16 protein-coding genes and 1 pseudogene are annotated in these 15,217 nt (G+C 64.3%); 8 read left to right on the top strand and 9 right to left on the bottom strand.

Going from position 1 to position 15,217, the window contains the following annotated elements; genetic code table 11:
• Together RXV90_RS10465 and RXV90_RS10460 are read left to right on the top strand one after the other, a co-directional pair.
• Positions 1 to 603, top strand: a complete 603-nt coding sequence (locus RXV90_RS10465) for an alpha/beta hydrolase (protein WP_316648595.1) — start codon at positions 1 to 3, stop codon at positions 601 to 603.
• A gap of 54 nt (positions 604 to 657) precedes the next feature.
• Positions 658 to 1,689, top strand: a complete 1,032-nt coding sequence (locus RXV90_RS10460; protein WP_316648594.1) for a serine/threonine protein kinase — start codon at positions 658 to 660, stop codon at positions 1,687 to 1,689.
• Positions 1,690 to 1,705: 16 nt separating this feature from the next.
• Here the strand turns inward: RXV90_RS10460 and RXV90_RS10455 are convergent.
• The 4 genes and pseudogenes from RXV90_RS10455 to RXV90_RS10440 form a co-directional block, all read right to left on the bottom strand.
• Positions 1,706 to 2,401, bottom strand: a pseudogene (locus RXV90_RS10455) (pseudouridine synthase); the annotation flags it as partial.
• Complete coding sequence (locus RXV90_RS10450; RefSeq protein ID WP_316648593.1) at positions 2,350 to 2,718, bottom strand: GFA family protein; 369 nt, start codon at positions 2,716 to 2,718, stop codon at positions 2,350 to 2,352. The gene RXV90_RS10450 and the pseudogene RXV90_RS10455, both read right to left, overlap by 52 nt.
• On the bottom strand, positions 2,715 to 3,335 hold the full coding sequence (locus tag RXV90_RS10445; RefSeq protein ID WP_316648592.1) for a LysE family translocator: 621 nt from the start codon (positions 3,333 to 3,335) through the stop codon (positions 2,715 to 2,717). Before RXV90_RS10445 ends, RXV90_RS10450 begins: the two co-directional genes overlap by 4 nt.
• The gene (locus RXV90_RS10440) at positions 3,332 to 3,790 is read right to left on the bottom strand and encodes a GAF domain-containing protein (protein ID WP_316648591.1); all 459 of its coding nucleotides are present in this window, start codon (positions 3,788 to 3,790) and stop codon (positions 3,332 to 3,334) included. Before RXV90_RS10440 ends, RXV90_RS10445 begins: the two co-directional genes overlap by 4 nt.
• A 98-nt stretch (positions 3,791 to 3,888) precedes the next feature.
• Between RXV90_RS10440 and RXV90_RS10435 the strand changes: the two genes are divergently transcribed.
• The 4 genes from RXV90_RS10435 to RXV90_RS10420 all read left to right on the top strand — a co-directional run bounded on the left by RXV90_RS10435 (position 3,889) and on the right by RXV90_RS10420 (position 7,100).
• Positions 3,889 to 4,233 carry an STAS domain-containing protein gene (locus RXV90_RS10435; protein WP_316648590.1) on the top strand — a complete coding sequence of 115 codons (345 nt, stop codon included), beginning with the start codon at positions 3,889 to 3,891 and terminating at the stop codon, positions 4,231 to 4,233.
• 13 nt (positions 4,234 to 4,246) lie between these two features.
• Positions 4,247 to 4,729 carry an ATP-binding protein gene (locus RXV90_RS10430; RefSeq protein ID WP_316648589.1) on the top strand — a complete coding sequence of 161 codons (483 nt, stop codon included), beginning with the start codon at positions 4,247 to 4,249 and terminating at the stop codon, positions 4,727 to 4,729.
• Positions 4,730 to 5,012: 283 nt separating this feature from the next.
• Positions 5,013 to 5,306, top strand: a complete 294-nt coding sequence (locus tag RXV90_RS10425) for a hypothetical protein (protein WP_316648588.1) — start codon at positions 5,013 to 5,015, stop codon at positions 5,304 to 5,306.
• Positions 5,307 to 5,522: 216 nt separating this feature from the next.
• Positions 5,523 to 7,100, top strand: coding sequence for a gamma-glutamyltransferase family protein (locus tag RXV90_RS10420; protein ID WP_316648587.1), 1,578 nt, complete (start codon positions 5,523 to 5,525; stop codon positions 7,098 to 7,100).
• Between the two features lie 54 nt (positions 7,101 to 7,154).
• Here RXV90_RS10420 and hspQ read toward each other — a convergent pair whose 3' ends face one another.
• Positions 7,155 to 7,481 (bottom strand): heat shock protein HspQ, encoded by a 327-nt coding sequence (hspQ, locus tag RXV90_RS10415; RefSeq protein ID WP_316648586.1) that lies wholly within the window; start codon positions 7,479 to 7,481, stop codon positions 7,155 to 7,157.
• Between the two features lie 81 nt (positions 7,482 to 7,562).
• Here hspQ and RXV90_RS10410 point away from each other — a divergent pair, with 81 nt between their 5' ends.
• Both RXV90_RS10410 and RXV90_RS10405 read left to right on the top strand, forming a co-directional pair.
• Positions 7,563 to 8,444: an AEC family transporter gene (locus RXV90_RS10410; protein WP_316648585.1), complete on the top strand. Its 882-nt coding sequence runs from the start codon at positions 7,563 to 7,565 to the stop codon at positions 8,442 to 8,444.
• Between the two features lie 80 nt (positions 8,445 to 8,524).
• Entirely contained in the window at positions 8,525 to 9,109 is a 585-nt protein-coding gene (locus tag RXV90_RS10405; RefSeq protein ID WP_316648584.1) for a transglycosylase SLT domain-containing protein, read from the top strand.
• Positions 9,110 to 9,115: 6 nt separating this feature from the next.
• On the opposite strand, the gene RXV90_RS10400 is transcribed toward RXV90_RS10405, so the two are convergent.
• From RXV90_RS10400 to RXV90_RS10385, 4 genes are all read right to left on the bottom strand, one after another.
• The gene (locus RXV90_RS10400; RefSeq protein WP_316648583.1) at positions 9,116 to 9,715 is read right to left on the bottom strand and encodes a LolA family protein; all 600 of its coding nucleotides are present in this window, start codon (positions 9,713 to 9,715) and stop codon (positions 9,116 to 9,118) included.
• 80 nt (positions 9,716 to 9,795) lie between these two features.
• Positions 9,796 to 12,510 (bottom strand): DNA translocase FtsK, encoded by a 2,715-nt coding sequence (locus RXV90_RS10395; protein WP_316648582.1) that lies wholly within the window; start codon positions 12,508 to 12,510, stop codon positions 9,796 to 9,798.
• 20 nt (positions 12,511 to 12,530) lie between these two features.
• Positions 12,531 to 13,712 (bottom strand): aminotransferase class I/II-fold pyridoxal phosphate-dependent enzyme, encoded by a 1,182-nt coding sequence (locus RXV90_RS10390; protein ID WP_316648581.1) that lies wholly within the window; start codon positions 13,710 to 13,712, stop codon positions 12,531 to 12,533.
• Between the two features lie 118 nt (positions 13,713 to 13,830).
• Positions 13,831 to 15,156: an amidase gene (locus RXV90_RS10385; protein ID WP_316648580.1), complete on the bottom strand. Its 1,326-nt coding sequence runs from the start codon at positions 15,154 to 15,156 to the stop codon at positions 13,831 to 13,833.
• Positions 15,157 to 15,217: the final 61 nt, after the last annotated feature.

Here is a 15,217-nt window from a genome sequence, read left to right as displayed (position 1 = left end):
ATGAGCTATTTCGCGGCAAGGACGGAGGGGCGCGAGGGCGCCCCGCTCCTCTTCACGTTCCACGGGACCGGGGGCGATGAAACACAGTTTCACGGGCTCGGAGGACAGCTTTTCCCCGGCGCGCATGTCGTCTCGCCCCGGGGCGATGTTTCCGAGATGGGGCATGCCCGGTACTTCCGACGTACTGGCGAAGGCATCTATAACATGGAAGACCTCGCGCGCCGGACGGAAGCGATGGCAACATTTATCGAGACCGAGACGGCACAAACCAGGGCGGACCGCGTGATCGGCCTTGGCTATTCGAACGGGGCGAACATCCTTGCCTCGGTCGCCTTCGCGCGGCCAGACCTGGTCGACGATCTGATCCTGATGCACCCGCTGATCCCCTGGTCGCCTGATCCGGTGCCGGGCCTTGCGGGCCGGCGTGTTCTGATCACGGCCGGACGGCAGGATCCGATCTGCCCGGCGCCGCTGACCGAGGCACTGGCCGGCTTTCTCAGTGCGCAGGGTGCGGCGGTGGAAATGATCTGGCATCCGGGCGGGCACGAGATCCGGCAGGACGAACTGACCGCGATCCAGGGGTTTCTTGGATCCGGGGCCTGACGCGCCATCCGTGCCGCCTTGCCGGGTGGCGCCCGCGAGTGATAGGTCGCGCGGATGACTGGGCCGGAAGACACCTTCGTCGCCACGAGCGTTCTGAAGCGCGATGCGTTTTCAGAGACGGTGATGGGCCATGCCCCCGGCCGTCCGGAGGAAAAGCTCACCCGGCGGAACCTCGGCACTCTCCCTCTCTGGTCGAGGGGTATCGGGCGGGCCCTTGCGCGGCGCGAGGCGCGGGCGCTCGAGGCTGTCATCGGGATCGACGGGGTGCCGCAGCTTGTGACCTCTAGCCGTGACGGGCTGACCCGAAGCTGGATGGAGGGCACGCCGCTGCAACTTGCCCGGCCTTCGGGCCCGGAATGGTACAAGGATGCCGCCCGGCTGCTGAAGGAAATGCATGCGCGCGGCGTAACCCATAACGACCTCGCCAAGCCGCAGAACTGGCTTGCCCTGCCAGACGGACGGGCGGGCGTGATCGACTTTCAGCTTGCGATCCTGCACCGGCGGCGCGGGCGATTCTATGAAATTGGCGTCTACGAAGACGAGCGCCACCTTCTGAAACAAAAACAGCGCTTTGCGCCAGATCTGCTGACCGCTGCAGAACGCGAGATCCTCGAAACCCGGTCGCGCCTTTCGGAAATTTGGCGCGCCACCGGCAAGCGGGCCTACAATTTCGTCACCCGACGGGTGCTGAACTGGTCGGATGGCGAGGGCACGGGCGACCGGCTGGAGCTTGAAGGCCCAGCGATCCGCACGGCGCTTCTGGACGGCGGAGGGGTTCGCGAAGTTGAGATCATGACATTTTCCGCCGCTGCATCGCGGATCGGGCTTTATGCCTTCGTCGAAACCGATCTTTCGGCGGACGCATTGCGGAGCCGGGTGAAAGCGCTCAGGCTCGACCACCTTCAGACCGCGTCCGCCCTGCCCCGGGGCGACGGCGGTGCCGTGCGGCGCGACGTTCTGGCACTGGTGGCCTCAAACCGGATGGACGAGATCGAGGCACTTCTTGATCGCGAGCCGGAGCTTCGCGAGATTGTGAGCCCGCTTGTCGGTGCACGCGAGAACCTGACGGACCGCTATATCCGGTAACTTGCCACTGACGCGTTCAGAATGGCACCTTCACCGAGAAGGTCAGCCCAGCGCCCCCGTCGGGATGTCGAAAACGCAGGCTTTCGGCGTGGAGCATGAGGCGCGGATGCGCACGCGCCTCGCCTGAGGCATAGAACGGATCGCCGAGGATCGGATGCCCGATCTCGCGCATATGCACCCTGAGTTGATGCGATCGCCCGGTTTTCGGGAACAGCCTGAGGCGCGTTTCGCCGTCGCCCCGCCGCACCACGCGCCAGTCGGTGACGGCCTCGCGCCCCGCATCGTGATCGACCTTCTGCATGGGGCGGTTCGGCCAGTCGACGGCAAGCGGCAGATCGACCGTCCCGGTATCTTCCGCCACGATCCCCGCGACCCGCGCGACATAGACCTTGCGCACCCTGCGCTTTTCGAACTGGAGGCCGAGGTGGCGCTGGGCGTGGGGCGTCAGCGCGAAGACCATGACGCCCGATGTATCCCGGTCAAGCCGATGGACGAGCAGCGCCTCGGGATAAGCTGCCTGGATGCGGGCGATGAGGCAATCGGCAAGCTCCGGCCCCTTTCCCGGCACCGAAAGAAGCCCCGACGGCTTGTTGGCGACGAGGATCTCATGATCGGCGTGGACGATCTCAAGAGGATCGTCTGGGGGCGCGTAGGCATCCGTCACGACTGCGGCAGGCCGTCGGTGATGTCGTAATAATCGCCCTTGTCGGACGTGAAGATGTGCTTTTGCAGCGTCATGCCCGTGGGACCGTCGATCGCGCCCAGCGCGAAGGAGATCGTATCTTCGTCATGGGCCTTCCAGAACAGGAAGGCCCCGCAGGTCGGGCAGAAGCCACGCTTCGCCGTCGCGCTGGCCTCGTACCAGCGAGCGTCTCCCTCGATCGCGATTTCCGTCTGCGGGACGTAGGCCGAGGCCCAGACATGACCCGATTGCTTCCGGCACTGGCCGCAATGGCAGGCGGACAAACCCTGGGGTCTTCCGGTTACGGTGAAGCGGACGCCTCCGCACAGGCAGGAACCCTTCATCATACTCTCCCTTGTATCCCTGAGGCACCGAGAAGCGCCCCGTAGACGATAAAGCACGCCGCCATGACACGGCGGAACCAGACATTCAGAACCGCGGCCATGGCTTGCCGACCCACCCAAGCGCCAATGGCGGTGTAGCTTGTATAGCTGAGCGCCGTAATCGTCAGCGCCGTTGGCACGATCACCGTCATCTGCGTCCAGATTGGCACGTCGGGCTGCACGAATTGCGAAAAGGCGGCGAGATAGCCCGCAATGGATTTTGCGTTGATCGTCGCGATGAGGAAGGCGCGGCCATAGATCGAGCGGCCCGACGCGGGGCGCGCCGGCACCGGGCGCTTCGCCGTGATCCAGCCGCGGATGCCGAGGCCGATCAGGAACGCGGCCCCGACTGCCTTCATCGCGAGAAAAAGCGTCTCTGAGGCCGCGATGACCGCCGTAACGCCAGCAGCCGAGAGGAACAGGAAAAGCGTCGCCTGGGTCAGGATCGCCGCGACACCCCAAAGCGACCGGCGGAAGCCGTGAGTCATCCCGTTGCTGATGCAGTTCACCGCGTTGGGCCCGGGCGTCGTGACGAAGAGCATCCAGAAAGCCGCGAAGACAAGCCAGCCCTCGACGCTCATGCCTCCAACCTTCCGAAGACATCCGCGAGGATCCGCGAGAGGCCTTCCGCATCGCCTTGCCCGAAAGCATCGGGCTGATCGCTGTCGATATCGAGAACGCCGATAAGCGCGCCCGCCGCATCGCGCACCGGCAGCACGATTTCCGACCGGGTACTCGACGAACAGGCGATATGGCCGGGGAAGGCATCGACATCGGCGACGATCTGGATCTCTCCGGTTCGGGCGGCCGCGCCGCAGACGCCGCGTTCGAACGGGATCACGAGGCAGCCACGGCCGCCCTGATAGGGCCCGATCTTCAGAACGCCGGGCGCGGTGACGCGATAGAAGCCCGTCCAATCGAAGCGCGCATCGGAATGGTGAAGCTCGCAGGCCACCGTCGCCATCAGCGCGATGGTATCGGTCTCTCCCTCGGTCAAGGCCGCGATGGTTTTTCCGAGCGCGGTATAGTCCTGCATGCCCGATGCCCCGGTATTTCGAGTTTTCGATTGCGCTCTTACCGAATGGTAACCCGTTCGGTCTAGCCTGCGCCGAAGCGTTGGGAAAGGAGTGTCTCGTGCAGCTTCAGTCTGAAACTATCGGGGATTGTCTTGTCGTCACCATTCTTGACGAGAGGATCGATGCCGGAACGGCCATCCAGTTCAAGGATGAAATGCGCAAGGTGATCGGTGACGCGCCTCAACGCGTGGTTCTTGACCTCAAGCCTGTGGATTCGATTGATTCGAGCGGCCTTGGCGCCATCGTTTCGGTAATGAAGATCATGGGCCCGGACCGGCCGCTTGAGCTTGCGGGGCTGTCGACCAAGGTGCAGACGGTGTTCCGGCTGACGCGAATGGACAGCGTGGTGACAATTCATTCGTCGCGCGAGGCAGCGTTGGGGGCCTATTCCCGTGCATCCTGAACCCATACAGCCGATGGGGGGCGACGACGGCATCGTGATCCGCCGGGGCACGAGCCCCGAGGGCGCGATGCGCACGGCGCTGTCCATCCCGGCGACGAATGAAGGCACACGCCTGGCCATCAAGAAGATCGCGGGGCTGGTCGACCGGTCGACCGCCTCGGGCGACGATATCGACCGGATGGAGATCGCGCTTGCCGAGGCGCTAAACAACATCGTGGAACACGCCTTCGCCGATCGCGAGGACGGGGTGATCGAGATGACGATCGATGCCGCGCCGCCGGGCCTGCATTTCGTGATCACCGATGATGGGGTTCCGATGCCTGCAGGCCGCTTGCCTGGCGGCCATACGGCGAATCCCGATCGGCGGGCCCATGAGCAGGAAGAGGGCGGCTACGGGCTGCACCTGATCCGCGAAGTGGCGCGAAAACTGCGATACGAGCGGGTGGACGACCGTAACAGGCTGCCGTTCCGGATCGCTCTTGGGGCAACCCGCTGACGTCTGTCTTGCGGCACTTGTGAAAGGGGCCGCCCGGACGTGCCTTGGAAGTAAGCTTCGGGCAGGATCCACGAACACCATGGTGTGAAGCGTGGGCATGAAGCACAGGAAGCGCCAAGTGCCGCGTGGCATATCGTACAGCACTCCGCCTCAGTGGTGCGGGAGCAGACGCGCGGCGGTGCATCGGGTTCCGAGCCGTAATTGGGGTGACAGGGCAAGGCACGGCCTATGGCTTTGACCAGTGCCTTCCAGGAGCCACCAGTCTTCAATGCCTTGGTCGATCTTGGCGAACTTCGCGCGCATCCCTGGAGCCGCAGGCGCCCTTGCAGGCGGCAGTCACGCAGCGCATTCGGATGCACCGATACGCGAGATTGACGAAACCAGACCTTCAGTTCGAGGCGCGCTTCGGCGCAAGGGCTTCGCGGCCCGGATCGAGAAGCGGAATTGCGAATGCCGGATCATTCAGGGCTTCGGGAGACTGCCCCTGGTGAGGGCGTGCGCAAATGGCATCGGCGAAGCGTTCGTCGGGCTTTCACCGGCACATTTGGGCACGTTGAGCATCGGCTTCGACGAATGAGGCCCAAGGCCTGAAACGGTGCCGGCTGTCTACCGTGCAGTGGCCGGCCGCGAGCCGGATCTCGCCCCCATAGGATAAGCCACGGCGCTGTTTATCGGGGCAATCAGGGCATCACCTTCGCGCCCGCTTCTCCTCTGATGGCGATGCGCCCGGCGCGGGCGCATGTGGACAGCGCCACCGCATCGCCTAGAGTGCGCCCCGCAGGCAGGAGGTATCATGCGCGATTTTCATTTGCCGGGTCGCTCGGCGGTCTTTGCGACGAACGGGATGGCAGCCACGTCGCATCCGCTTGGCGCGCTCATCGCGGTAGAGACGCTAAAGGCAGGCGGAAATGCAATGGATGCCGCGATCGCCGGCGCGTTCGTCCTGCAGATGTGCGAACCCCAGATGACCGGGATCGGTGGCGATTGCTTCGTGCTGTTCCAGAGGCCCGGGGACGCGGCCCCGCGGGCGATGAACGGCTCCGGCCGCGCCCCTGCTGCGCTGAAGGCAGAGGATCTGCGGGCCGCGGGGCATGACAGGATGCCTGCCGGCGGGCCTCTTCCCGTAACCCTGCCCGGCGCAGTCGATGCGTTTTGCAGGCTGTCCGAGGATTGGGGGCGGCTCGGAATCGACCGGCTGCTTGCCCCGGCGATCCACTACGCGGAGGCCGGAGTACCCGTTTCGCCCCGCACGGCCTTCGACTGGACTGCAGGCGAGGCCTTTCTGACCGGCGCGGCGCGGGAATTCTACCTTCTGAACGGCGCTGCACCCTCCCCCGGCATGCTTTACCGACACCCCGCACTCGGCGAAGCTTTCCAACACATCGCGCGTACGGGGCGCGCCGGATTCTACGAGGGACCGGTGGCGGAGGACATGGTCGCGGCGCTACGGGCCGCGGGCGGATGCCATACGGAGGCGGATTTCGCGGCCGTCGCCGCCGAGTATACCGATCCCCTGAAGGTCGCCTACGGCGGCGCCACACTTCACGAGCATCCACCAAATGGCCAGGGCGCGACCGCAATCCTGCTTCTGAAGATCCTGTCGAAGTTCGATCTCGCGGCGATGGATCCGTTTGGCGCCGAACGCGCCCACATCGAGGCAGAGGCCGTGAAGCTCGCCTATAGCGCGCGCAACCGGTTCATCGCCGATCCGGATCATGCGACGCGAACAGATCACATGACCGCGCCCGAGACGGCGGAGCGGCTCGCCGCCCTGATCCGGCCCGACCGTGCGATGCAGGACCCGCACCGCCTGAGCGAGGAGGTGCACCGCGACACGATCTATATCACGGTCGTCGACCGCGACAGGATGGCCGTTTCGCTGATCTATTCGATCTTCCGGAAGTTCGGCGCAGGTCTTGCCTCCGACCGGTTCGGCATACTGTTCCACAACCGCGGCTCGGGCTTCACCCTCGCCGAGGGGCATCCGAACGAGGCCATGGGGGGCAAGCGTCCCCTGCACACGATCATTCCGGGAATGCTTTCGGGCAGCGATTTCACGATGCCCTTCGGCGTCATGGGCGGAGCGTACCAGGCAGCGGGGCACGGGAGGTTCGTGACCAACCTCATGGATTACGGCCTGCACCCCCAGGCTGCGATCGATGCCCCGCGATGCTTCGCCTACGAGGGCCGGCTGGCCGTCGAGCGGGGATATCCCGACGCGGTGCGGGCCGCACTCGCCGATCTCGGCCACGACGTGTTCATTCCCGACGAACCGATCGGGGGCGCCCAGGCCATTCGTATCGATACAGGGACAGGTGTGCTTCAGGGCGGCTCCGACCCGCGCAAGGACGGCTGCGCCCTGGGATATTGAACCGGCCGGACAGGGGCGGTGCCTCCGGCCCACCCCGCGTTCATCGGTGTTCGTTCAGTTCAGCTGAAAATGCAGCGGATAGTGCCCGTCCTCGAAATCACCGAAGAGATCCGGAATATCCGGATGCCCGACCGGCTCGCCCGAATAATCGGCCACGAGGTTTTGTTCGGACACGTAGGCCACGTAATAGCTTTGATCGTTCTCGGCCAGCAGGTGGTAAAACGGCTGTTCCTTGGACGGACGGCTGTCTTCCGGAATGGCGCGATACCATTCCTCGGTATTGCTGAATTCCGGGTCCACATCGAACACCACACCACGAAACGGATGTTTCCGGTGGCGCACAATCTGGCCAAGATGATACTTCGCACGCTGTGTCAACATAGTACGACCCCCAATACTCTGTTCCTAATGAATGGGTTGCGGGCTGTCCACGCCCCAGCCCCGGATTGAGGGAAACAGACTGTGAACGTCGCCCTGACAGTGCTTGAAATCGTGGCTCCGATCTTCCTTCTGGGGCTCGTCGGCTTCGCCTGGGTGCGTCTTGGGTTCGAGTACCGAATCGAGTTCATCACGCGGTTCGCGATGAAGCTGGGCGTGCCCTGTCTGATCTTTACTGCGCTGATGAAAACCGAGATCGATCCCGCGGCGCTTCGCGCGCTGTCGCTGGCGACGCTCGTGGCCTACGGGATCGTGGCCTTGGCCGCCACGGCACTCGTTGCTGGCCTGCGCCTCGACATGCCGACGTATCTCAGCCCGATTATCTTTGGCAACACAGGCAATATCGGTCTGCCGCTGGCATTGTTCGCTTTCGGGGCGGAGGGGCTTGGCTATGCGGTCGTGGTTCTCGCGATCATGGCGGTGATGAATTTCACCGTCGGCCTGTGGATTGTGGCGGGTGGCGGAAACCCCCTTTGGGTCGCGAAAGAGCCGATGGTCGCGGCCACGCTTCTTGGTCTTCTTTTCCTCTGGCAGGGCTGGGAAACGCCCGCCTTCCTGACCAACACGCTGGACCTGATCGGGCAGACGGCGATACCGCTGATGCTCATCACCCTTGGCGTGGCGGTGGCGCGGCTGTCGCCGGGCCGGTTTGGCCAGTCATTGTGGCTGAGCCTTGCCAAAGCGCTGATATGCCTGCCTGCTGCCTGGGGAACGGGAGTGTGGTTTGGGCTCGCGCCTGTGCCCTTCGCGGTTCTCGTTCTCCAGGTCACCACGCCGGTCGCCGTCACATCCTATCTTCTCGCCGAGAAGTACGACGCGGATGCCGATGCCGTTGCCGGCCTTGTCGTCGTCTCAACCCTTCTGTCGGTTGGCCTGATCCCCCTGATCCTCGCATTCGTGATCTGACCGGGGCCCAGTTTTTCGTTTCGCCGGGGAACAGCATCCGGTAGTCTGCCGCAAAACAAATAAGAACGAGCGAGAGGCAGATGAGCAGACTTCTTCGCGCTCTGGTGCTTTTGACCCTTGTGGCGGGCTGCGGCAGCGCAAACTACTCGGCGCCCCGGAATCTCGACAATGCGTGCAGCATTGTCAGCCAGCGACCGAATTACCTTCGCGCCATGCAGCGGACGGAGGCGCGCTGGGGCGTGCCGGTGCCGGTGCAGATGGCAACGATCTATCAGGAATCGAAATTCATCGGAAACGCGCGCACCCCGCGCAAATACACGCTCGGGATCATCCCGATGGGGCGCGTCTCCTCGGCCTATGGTTACAGCCAGGCGCTGGACGGAACGTGGGACGATTACCGCAGCGACACCGGCCGCTGGCGGGCCCGGCGCGACGATATCGACGATGCGACGGATTTCATGGGCTGGTATTTCGCGGCGACACAGGCCGAACTCGGCATCTCGATGGCCGATGCGCGCAACCAGTACCTCGCCTATCACGAGGGGCGTACCGGGTACCGGCGCGGCAGCTACAACAAGAAGCAGTGGCTGATGCGCGTGGCCAACGAGGTGGCACAGCGCGCCGTCACCTACGAGGCGCAGCTCGTATCTTGCGGACGGCGCTGAGGAGGTTCAGCGCTTCCGGCTTTCGACTTCGTGGGTGATGTTGAACAGCACGGCTGACAGCGTGCCTCCAAGCCGGATCTCATCCAGCCTGACCTGGGTGGGCTGTCCCATGGCATCGATCACCGTCCAGCCCGCAAGGCTCAGCGGTTCGTTCTGGAACACCAGTTCGACCTGGCCGTTTTCGGGCGCATCGGGATCCTGGGCGGTAAGGATCGTGCGGTTCGCATCGCCCCGATGCCCTACGACCATACGCTGGTTTTCAAGGTCGACATTGCGTTCGAGGATCACGTAAAGCGGGGTGCGCTTCAGCGGATACTGCTCGGGAAATCCTGCGTTCGAGCGACCATCGAATATCGCGACCTGCCCGCCACCTGCCATCACGAGCGACTCTTCGGGCGGGTCGTACTCGAAACGCGCCCGACCCGGGCGACGCATGTAAAGCGTGCCGGTAGACCGCGATCCGTCCGCGTTGAGCTGGGTGAACCGGGCCTCAAGCGTGCGGATCGCGTTGAAGTACTCGGAGAGGGTCTCGAGAGGCACTTCGGCGAAGGCGGGCGTTGCAAGAAACGATGCGACTGTACCGGCGAGAAAGAGGCGGCGATCCATGTGGCGGCTCCATTGACTGCTCTCCCACTCATATAGGAAAGGCCCGCGGAAACCGCCAATGATAAGCGATAGCGCGCCGGTTACCCCTGCTCGGGCACCAGGATCTCGCGCTTGCCAACGTGGTTCGCTGGGCTCACGACGCCCTGGTCCTCCATCTGCTCAACAAGCCGAGCAGCCTTGTTGTAGCCGATGGCGAGCTTCCGCTGGATGTACGAGGTCGAACACTTCCGATCCTTGATGACGATCGCCACGGCCTGATCGTAAAGCGCGTCTTCCCCATCGGTGTTGCCGCCGAGGCCGAGGACGAGGTCGATATCGCTTTCCTTCTCCTCGTCGGGCCCCTCGACCACGCCGCCCACATATTCGGGCGGGCCGTAGGCCTTGAGGTGGTTCACGATTTCCTCGACCTCTTCATCCGAGACGAATGGCCCGTGGACACGGGTAATCTTGGCGCCACCGGCCATATAGAGCATGTCGCCCATGCCCAGAAGCTGTTCGGCGCCCTGTTCGCCCAGGATCGTGCGGCTGTCGACCTTCGAGGTGACCTGGAAGGAAATCCGGGTCGGGAAGTTCGCCTTGATCGTGCCGGTGATGACGTCGACCGAGGGCCGCTGCGTCGCCATGATGAGGTGAATGCCGCTCGCCCGCGCCATCTGTGCAAGGCGCTGGATGCAGGCCTCGATTTCCTTGCCCGCGACCATCATGAGATCGGCCATCTCGTCCACTATGACGACGATGAAGGGCATGGTTTTGGGTGCGAATTCCTCTGTCTCGAACACCGGTTCACCGGTCTCGTCGTCAAAGCCCGTCTGCACAGTGCGTTTGAAGAGTTCGCCTTTCGACAGAGCCTCGCGCACCCGGCCGTTGTAACCTTCGATGTTGCGGACGCCCATCTTGGACATCTTGCGGTAGCGCTCCTCCATTTCTCCGACGACCCATTTCAGGGCCACGACCGCCTTCTTGGGGTCGGTCACCACGGGGGAAAGGAGATGCGGGATCCCGTCATAGACGCTGAGTTCCAGCATCTTCGGGTCGATCATGATAAGCCGGCATTCTTCTGGCGTCAGCTTGTAAAGAAGCGACAGGATCATCGTGTTGATCGCCACCGACTTACCGGAACCCGTGGTACCCGCGATCAGAAGGTGGGGCATCTTCGCAAGGTTCGCGACCACCGGGTCGCCACCGATGTTCTTGCCGAGCGCCAGCGGAAGACGGTGGTTTCCGTCTCCGAAATCGCGACCCGAGAGGATTTCGCGCAGAACAACCTTCTCGCGCTTCTCGTTCGGAAGTTCGATGCCGATGACGGAACGGCCCGGCACGGTCGAGACCCGCGCCGACAGCGCCGACATCGACCGGGCGATATCGTCGGCAAGCCCGATCACGCGGCTGGCCTTGAGGCCCGGGGCGGGTTCGAGTTCGTACATCGTGACGACGGGGCCGGGGCGGACAGAGACGATTTCGCCCTTCACGCCGTAATCGTCGAGCACGGCCTCAAGCATGCGGGCGTTCTCTTCCAGCGACTCGTCGGACAGGTGATGCCGTTCGATGGCCTCGGGATTGGTCAGAAGGCTGAGCGGCGGAAGATCATAGCTTGCCGCCTCTTCGTCGAAGAGCGCCGGCTGCACCTCGGCCTTGGCGCGTGAGGACGGTTGCACAGGTTTCCGTGCCGTGTGCTGCACCCGGCTTTCTCCCTCGGGCCCGCGCTTCGAGGCGAAGAGCGGTGGGCGCGGGGCAAGGGGGGCCTCTTCATCGACAAGTTCCATGGGCGGCAGATCGCGCTCGACCTCGAGGGTATTCGCGCCCCGCACCGGGGGTTCGGCGCGCAGGGTCGTGGGCGCGGGTTCGTGCCCTTTCGCGCGAATGACATCGGCGATGCGCGCGCGAATGCGGTCGTCACCCGCGGGCTCTGCCTGGACGAAGGCCTCCGTCTCCTCGGCCTCGGGGGCAGCTCTTCCACCGAGCACCCGGGCCAGAAGGCCCTTGCGGCCCAGGGGCGGCGTTTCCAAGGCCGCTTCTGCACTTCGGCGGAACGCGTCAGGAGGGCCGGCAACCGGCTGCGCCTCCAGGTGTAGCATCGCGTTGTCGCGGGCAAGCCGCGACGCAGCACGCGCTTCGGCCGCGCGGCGCGCCACCGCCACACCGCCCGAGGCGGTGCTGCTCAACGCCGAGATCGCGGCGGCATAGGCCACCACCGATCCGCGCAGAAGGAAGCGCCAGAAGCCCCGCAATTCGGTTTTCGTGGCCCCAAGCACATAAAGCGCCATGGCGATGGTGCCGACGCCGACCATAAGCGACAGCACCTTGAGGCCGATGGTCGCGCGGATCGGAATGACACCCAGCACCGCGCCAAGAACGGTATCGCCGAAGAGGCCCCCGAGCCCGAAGGAGTGGGTCCACTGCGAGGTGGGCAGAAGAGTGGAGGCATAGATCGAAGCAAGAGCGATCGCGATCGGCGCGAAGATCAGCCGCGGCATCGCCCGGTCGGATCCGGCATGGAGGCAGAACCGGAGACCCCAGACAATCAGCACAGCGGCGAGGCCCCAGGCCCCGAACCCCGCGATGATGAAGAGCGGCGAGGCGATCGAGGCCCCGAAGCGGCCCAGAAGGTTCTGCGCCGGTTCATCGGTTACGGACAGCCAGGACGGATCCTCGGGCGCGTACGATCCAAGGATCATCGCCACAACCACACCGGCGACGAGCATCAGAAGCCCCATAAGCTCCCGTGCGCGCCGCTCCAGTACCGCCTGGGTTTCGCTGTCGAACAGCGGGTCTCTTGTCCGTGCCTGATACGCCATTGCTGCCTCTTCTTCTTGTCTTACGCGTACAAACAGTCCCGAAGCGCGGTAAGACCGCGTTCGAAAACCTCCTCATCGGCTGTCACCATCGCCGCGCGGATATAGCCCGCACCCGGGTTCTGGCCGTTCTCTGACCGGCTGAGGTATGCGCCTGGCAGCGTGCGCACCCCCCTTTCCCGCCAGAGTTTCACGGTTGCGGCCTCGCCGTCTTCGACGGGAAGCCACAGGAAGAAACCGGCATCGGGCGCCCCACAGCCCTGGATGCCGGACAAAACTCGGTCGGCCACGTCGTACTTGCGAACATAGGCCGCGCGGTTCTCCGCAACGTGCGCCTCGTCGGCCCAAAGCCGCTCTGCCACCCGTTGCAGCGGAAGCGGAAGTGGCGCGCCGGCATAGGCGCGCAGGCGACGCAGTTGAACCATCGCTGCCGGCCCGGTGGCGACGAAGCCCGAGCGGAGGCCGGGCATGTTCGAACGCTTCGACAGCGAATGAAAGACAGCGATGCGTTCTGGATCGGCCCCGACCTTCTTGCCAACCTCCAGAAGGCCCGGCGGCGGCGTATCGCGGTAGATCTCGGAATAGCATTCGTCGGCGAAGATGCGGAAATCGTGCTGCTCGGCGAGATCGAGGAGATCGGCAAGATAGGCCTCGTCCGCCACCGCGCCCTGCGGGTTCGAGGGAGAGCAGATGAAGGCGATCGCCGCCTGATCCAGCACATCGGCCGGAAGGGAGCGGTAATCGGGCAGAAAACCATTTGCGGCAATGGCAGGCACATAGACCGGCTCTGCCCCGGCCGCGAGGGCACCCACGGCATAGACCTGGTAGAACGGGTTCGGCACCAGCACCTTGGGGCGTGCTCCGTTCTTCTGTTCCGGGCACAAGGCGAGGACGGCGTTGAACAGGCCTTCGCGTGTGCCGTTCAGAACCATGATCCGGTTCGTCCCGACATCGACACCGAAGCGACGGCCGATCCAGCCGGAGATTGCGCCCAACAGCTCTTCCGAGCCGTCGTTCGGCGGATACATTCCGAATTCAGCGATATGTTCCGCGATCACCTCGCCCACCCAGTTCGGGAACGGATGCTTGGGCTCGCCAATCGACATTGCGATCACGTCGCCGCCCGGGGGCGTCTCCCCCAGTAGCGCGCGCAAACGCGGAAACGCGTATTCCGGCAGATCGGAAAACCGCTCTGGAAACGTCATTACTGCCTCAAGCCCGGGATCGTTCGTGTCCCGTTTGCTCAGAAGCTATCCCAGTCAGTCGCCCATGGTCCAGAAAAACGACGGAAAATCGCCCGTGGCCATGCGGGCTATGTGGCTTTTAGGACAAAGCGTCTTCCGCCGCCCGGCCGATCCGAAGAAGATGTCGTGTTGCGTCCGGCGCCACACACAACATGATGCCTGTTGATGGTGTGCCCGTCGGCAGTGTCAGCGCCGCAAGACCCATCAGATTTCCCACCCGCGTGTTTTGCAGGGCAAGGAGGTTGCGGGCGTTGAAATAGTCGATATCCCGCTCCAGATCCGCGATCTTCGGCGGCATGATCACGCAGCTTGGCAGGATCACCGCGTCATAGCCCGCGGTTTCCTCCAGATAGGCTGCACGAAGCCGATCGAGGCGCTGCCACGCGGCCACGTAATCGGAACCCGAATGCTGTGCCCCGCCCCGGAAGCGTTCGCGCACCCCTTCGAACATGACGCCGGGATTGGCTTCGATTTCCGCCGACCAAGTGCCATAGGCTTCGGTCGCGAACAGGACAGCTGAAAGCGGCATCGCCTCGGCAACAGAGCGAAGCGCGCGCTTCTCGATCACCGCGCCGGCGGCTTCGAGGCGTTCGACGGCGCTTTGGAAGGCCGCCAGCGGGGTGCCTTCGGTATCTTCCATCCCATTGAGAAGACTAAGGAAACGAGCGCCCTTCAGGGATGCGCCACCGAGATCGGTCGCTGCCCCCCCGCCCAGCGCGGAGAAGAGAAGCCCCGCATCCTCGACCGATCTGCAGAGTGGCCCGACGGTATCGAATTTCGGACAAAGCGGCACGACACCCTCGAGCGACAGATCGCCATGGGCCGTCTTGAGCCCGACCAGATCGTTCCAGGCCGACGGTACCCTGACGGAGCCGCCGGTATCCGATCCGATCCCCGCGGCGGCAAGCCCGAAGGCCACCGATGTGGCCGCGCCGGAGGAGGAGCCGCCCGAAACGGCCTCAAGATCGTTGACGGAAGGCGGTGTTGCCGTGATCGGATTGTAGCCGAGACCGGAGAACGCAAGCTCTGTCGTATGCGTTTTCCCGAGGCAAACGAGACCTGCCTGCGTCGCGTTCCGCAACACGCGGGCGTCGGCGTCCGGCACGCGGCCCTTCAGAAGCGCAGTGCCCGCCTCGGTGGCCACGCCGGCGGTGTCGTAAAGATCCTTCCAGGAGATCGGCACACCGTCTAGGGGCCCGCGGCGAAGGCCGGCGCGTGCCCTGTCCCGCGCTGCCGCCGCCTCGGCCCGTGCGCGGTCCGGTGTCAGCCGGGCATAGATCCGGTCGGTCAGGTCGTGCACCTCGCATGCGGCAAGATAGGTTTCGGTCAGTTCGAGCGGATCGATCTCGCCCGCCGCGATCCCGCGCCCCAGATCAGCCGCGGTCATGTGCCGCCAGTCTTCCATGTGACCGCCTCCATTGTTCGGCCCGGACGGTAGCGGCAGCGGGGCGCATGGACAATGCCGG

The sequence above is a fragment of the Ovoidimarina sediminis genome, from assembly GCF_032586175.1.
GTDB lineage: Bacteria > Pseudomonadota > Alphaproteobacteria > Rhodobacterales > Rhodobacteraceae > Ovoidimarina > Ovoidimarina sediminis.
Note: the sequence above shows the minus strand (reverse complement) of the source record. Positions and strands in the feature narration are given on the sequence as shown.

Bases quoted from the DNA above. Each gene is read 5' to 3' on its own strand.
- RXV90_RS10450 (WP_316648593.1), bottom strand. From the start codon at position 2,718: ATGATGAAGGGTTCCTGCCTGTGCGGAGGCGTCCGCTTCACCGTAACC.
- RXV90_RS10405 (WP_316648584.1), top strand. From the start codon at position 8,525: ATGAGCAGACTTCTTCGCGCTCTGGTGCTTTTGACCCTTGTGGCGGGC.
- RXV90_RS10440 (WP_316648591.1), bottom strand. From the start codon at position 3,790: ATGCAGGACTATACCGCGCTCGGAAAAACCATCGCGGCCTTGACCGAG.
- RXV90_RS10420 (WP_316648587.1), top strand. From the start codon at position 5,523: ATGCGCGATTTTCATTTGCCGGGTCGCTCGGCGGTCTTTGCGACGAAC.
- RXV90_RS10430 (WP_316648589.1), top strand. From the start codon at position 4,247: ATGGGGGGCGACGACGGCATCGTGATCCGCCGGGGCACGAGCCCCGAG.
- RXV90_RS10400 (WP_316648583.1), bottom strand. From the start codon at position 9,715: ATGGATCGCCGCCTCTTTCTCGCCGGTACAGTCGCATCGTTTCTTGCA.
- RXV90_RS10460 (WP_316648594.1), top strand. From the start codon at position 658: ATGACTGGGCCGGAAGACACCTTCGTCGCCACGAGCGTTCTGAAGCGC.
- RXV90_RS10390 (WP_316648581.1), bottom strand. From the start codon at position 13,712: ATGACGTTTCCAGAGCGGTTTTCCGATCTGCCGGAATACGCGTTTCCG.
- RXV90_RS10465 (WP_316648595.1), top strand. From the start codon at position 1: ATGAGCTATTTCGCGGCAAGGACGGAGGGGCGCGAGGGCGCCCCGCTC.
- RXV90_RS10445 (WP_316648592.1), bottom strand. From the start codon at position 3,335: ATGAGCGTCGAGGGCTGGCTTGTCTTCGCGGCTTTCTGGATGCTCTTC.
- RXV90_RS10385 (WP_316648580.1), bottom strand. From the start codon at position 15,156: ATGGAAGACTGGCGGCACATGACCGCGGCTGATCTGGGGCGCGGGATC.
- hspQ (WP_316648586.1), bottom strand. From the start codon at position 7,481: ATGTTGACACAGCGTGCGAAGTATCATCTTGGCCAGATTGTGCGCCAC.
- RXV90_RS10395 (WP_316648582.1), bottom strand. From the start codon at position 12,510: ATGGCGTATCAGGCACGGACAAGAGACCCGCTGTTCGACAGCGAAACC.